This window comes from Solemya elarraichensis gill symbiont (assembly GCF_002021095.1).
GTDB lineage: Bacteria > Pseudomonadota > Gammaproteobacteria > Chromatiales > Chromatiaceae.
This window is the reverse complement of the sequence record NZ_MPRK01000264.1, coordinates 1-2376: the sequence shown is the minus strand read 5'-3', so window position 1 is coordinate 2376 and position 2376 is coordinate 1. Positions and strand designations below refer to the sequence as shown.

Sequence of the window (2376 nt, the reverse complement as noted above, 5' to 3'; positions counted from 1 at the left end):
TCTTCGATTCGAGGTGGGCGGCGACTGGGGCAATTATCTCAAGCACTACAAGTTTGCGTTACATTTCGATCTTGAAGACATTCTTCTCGGCAAGGGGGGGTGATCCGGGTTATGCAATTCTCAACTGGATTGCTGCGAACAATGATTGGGGAATGGAGTTCGTCAACCTTGTGTGTGCGGGTATATGCGTTTCTGGCCTGATCAATTTCTGCCGCCAGCAACCGTCGCCATGGCTTGGCTTTGCGGTTGCGGTACCCTACCTGGTGATCGTGCTCGGCATGGGCTATACCCGCCAGGGTGTAGCACTCGGTCTGCTATTCTGGGCACTGATCTGGCTAGAGCGTAGGCATTTGTGGCGCTTTCTGATTTTTATCGGTATCGCAGCCATGTTTCACAAGAGTGCGGTGATCCTGGTACCACTGGGCCTTTTTGTGACCACGGGCAACTGGCTCTATCGTACCCTGGCAGTTTTTTCTGTCCTCTATGGCCTGTGGACCCTGACGCTTGCTGATACCATCGACACCATGTGGGTTAACTATGTCGATGCGGAAATGCAATCGTCCGGGGCACGAGTCCGCGTGTTGATGAACCTGTTGCCGGGGCTGGTGTTGCTCTTTTTCCACAAGCGCTGGCGGGTCGCCTTCCCTGAAGGTCGATTCTGGTACTGGATGGCGCTTGGCTCAATTGTTGCGGTTGGTCTGGTTGAGTTTGCATCGACTGCGGTCGATCGGCTTTCTCTTTACCTGACACCCTTACAAGTGGTCGTGCTGTCACGTTTGCCATTTTTGCTGCGTAAGGAGATATCACCCGAAACACTGGCAGTGATTACAGTGCTTGGCTATGCGGCTGTACTTTTTGTATGGCTCAACTTTGCTACACACGCAAGAAACTGGATCCCTTACCAGAACACGCTGTTTCTGTGGTGAACTGATGTCACAACTGATTGCTCTCGTCGCCAACAGTGCATGGAATCTCTATCATTTCCGTGGCAACCTGGTGCGCCGCTTATTGCAGGATGGTTACCGCATATTGATCATCGCCCCGCGTGACGACAGTTCGGAAAAACTTGCCGATCTTGGCTGCTACGTAGTGGAGCAGCCGATGGACAACAAGGGAACAAATCCGCTTGCCGATCTGCAGACAATGAGAGAGCTGAAGCGGCTATACCTCGAACATCAGCCTGATCTTGTTTTGCACTTTACTGTCAAGCCGGTCATCTACGGCAGCTTCGCGGCACGTTCATTAAAGATTCCTGTCATTAATACCATTACCGGACTTGGAACAGCTTTTTTGAGTGGCAGTTGGCTGATGCGAATCGTTGAGACACTCTATCGACATTCCCAGCGCTGGCCATCACGGGTTTTTTTTCAGAATCCTGATGACCGCAATCTGTTCTTATCGCGGCAGCTTGTCGCAGAAGAGAAGAGTGCCTGTCTGCCGGGATCAGGGGTGGATCTTAAGCGTTTCATGGCAGCTGAGTACCCGGCGTCGCAACCCATCAAGTTCTTGTTGATTGCTCGACTACTTCGTGACAAGGGCATTGTCGAATTTGTTGATGCAGCAAGGCAGATCAGAAAAATCTATCCGCATACCAGCTTCCAGCTGTTGGGACCACTCGGAGCATCCAACCGGTCAGCTCTTGCAGACGAGGAGGTGGCTGCGTGGGTGGAAGAGGGTATTGTCGAGTATCTTGGTGAAACTGACGATGTGCGGCCGTTTCTCCATGCTGCGCACTGTGTGGTACTGCCATCCTATCGTGAGGGCACTCCGCGTGCTCTTCTTGAGGCAGCAGCAGTAGGTCGTCCTCTTATCGCTACAGATGTTCCAGGTTGTCGCGAGGTGGTTGATGCGGGGGTCAACGGTCTGCTGTGTGATGTCAAAAATGCTTCATCACTCGCTGCTGCGATGCAACAGTTTCTCGATATGCCGTTGGAAAAACAACTGGAAATGGGAGTTGCAGGCAGATTAAAAGTAGAAAAAGAGTTCGATGAAGAACTCGTTATTGGAGCCTATCTGGCTGAAATACCACATTTATTACCAAAATAATTACAGATAATTGATATTTATCAGTACAATAATCAAAACCATGTATTAGAATCTGCTTAATAACTAAACAAACCGGGAGGCGATCATGACTAACGAAGCACTGCAGGTAGATTGCGCAGAGTGGCGTGAAGTCGCAGAGACAGATGCAGCCGCGATGGAAGTCATCATGGAGATGATGATTGAAGCTGAGGAAGAACTCTGTGAAGATAAGGCCGCTTGAATATTGACCCCTCGCTGCGCGCCAAGGAGAGAGAGTCGAAGGCGCGTAGTCCCCGGTAGCCACTAGGCGAGACTGTTTTTCTGACGTGCGCCAGCGCCAAAGGAAAAATA

General features: G+C 50.9%; 3 protein-coding genes. All 3 read left to right on the top strand.

All coding sequences use genetic code 11. The annotated features are described in order from the left end of the window. Window positions 1-71: 71 nt before the first annotated feature. The 3 genes from BOW51_RS09975 to BOW51_RS11825 all read left to right on the top strand — a co-directional run bounded on the left by BOW51_RS09975 (window position 72) and on the right by BOW51_RS11825 (window position 2266). Window positions 72-926 carry an EpsG family protein gene (locus tag BOW51_RS09975; RefSeq protein ID WP_167367323.1) on the top strand — a complete coding sequence of 285 codons (855 nt, stop codon included), beginning with the start codon at window positions 72-74 and terminating at the stop codon, window positions 924-926. A gap of 4 nt (window positions 927-930) precedes the next feature. Continuing rightward, window positions 931-2046 carry a glycosyltransferase family 4 protein gene (locus BOW51_RS09970; RefSeq protein ID WP_135568240.1) on the top strand — a complete coding sequence of 372 codons (1116 nt, stop codon included), beginning with the start codon at window positions 931-933 and terminating at the stop codon, window positions 2044-2046. A gap of 85 nt (window positions 2047-2131) precedes the next feature. Continuing rightward, complete coding sequence (locus BOW51_RS11825; RefSeq protein ID WP_281252888.1) at window positions 2132-2266, top strand: hypothetical protein; 135 nt, start codon at window positions 2132-2134, stop codon at window positions 2264-2266. The last annotated feature ends 110 nt before the right edge of the window (window positions 2267-2376 follow it).

Coding starts and splice junctions, on each gene's coding strand:
- BOW51_RS09970 (WP_135568240.1), top strand. CDS start 931: ATGTCACAACTGATTGCTCTCGTCGCCAACAGTGCATGGAATCTCTAT.
- BOW51_RS11825 (WP_281252888.1), top strand. CDS start 2,132: ATGACTAACGAAGCACTGCAGGTAGATTGCGCAGAGTGGCGTGAAGTC.